General features: G+C 67.8%; 1 pseudogene. It reads left to right on the plus strand.

Features of this window, described 5'->3' with window-relative positions:
• Positions 1–876, plus strand: a pseudogene (locus AC1D01_RS36815) (hypothetical protein); the annotation flags it as partial.

Here is an 876-nt window from a genome sequence, read left to right on the forward strand (position 1 = left end):
GAGCCGGAGTACAGCAGCACCTGGACCTACGACAACTGCGCGATGGGCATCGGCAAGCTGTGCGCGACGAGCGCCAGCACCGACATGAGCCAGCAGTGGGTGTACGACAGCCTGGGCCGGCTGGTCAGTAACCGCACGACCGTGGCGAACGGGCCGAGTTTTGCGAGCGCGCTGAGCTACGACGCGAACGGCCGGCAGGCGACGCAGACCTGGTCGACCGGGCTGACGGTGAACTACGGCTACACGCCGAAGGGGTTCCTCGGCACGGTGTCGTTGGCGACGGCGGTGACGGTGAACCCGTTGCCCGCCACGCCGGGCGGCACGCCAGGCCCGAGCACGACGCTGCCGGCGGGCACGGTGCTGTGGCAGGCGCAGGCCTACAACGCGTGGGACCGGCTGGAGCAGCAGAAGTACAGCAGTGCCGTGGTGAGCACCTCTGCCTACGAGGCCGCAACCGGCCGGGCCAGCGGCCTGGTGTCGGGCAAGGCGGGTGYGACCACCGTGCTGAACCACGGCTACGTCTGGGACAGCCTGGRCCGGCTGACGAACCGCAACGATGCGAATGGGGATGGCAGCACAGGCGCGGTGACCGAGAACTTCGAGCACGACGTGCTCGGCCGGCTGCAGCGCTACACGGTGGCGGCTCCCGCGATCAGCGGTTTGGTCCGGACGGTCAGCCTGCAATACAACGCGCTGGGCAGCATCCTCTACAAGAGCGATGTGGGGGCGTACAGCTACGGCGCGCAGGGGGCCAACTCCGTTCGACCTCATGCCGTTCAATCGATCGAAGGCGCAGCCGCTAACACCTACGGCTTCGACGCGAACGGGAACATTGCCAGCGCGAGCTCAGGCAAGTACCGCGGCATCACCTACACC

This window comes from Rhizobacter sp. P3_B12, from assembly GCF_056402895.1.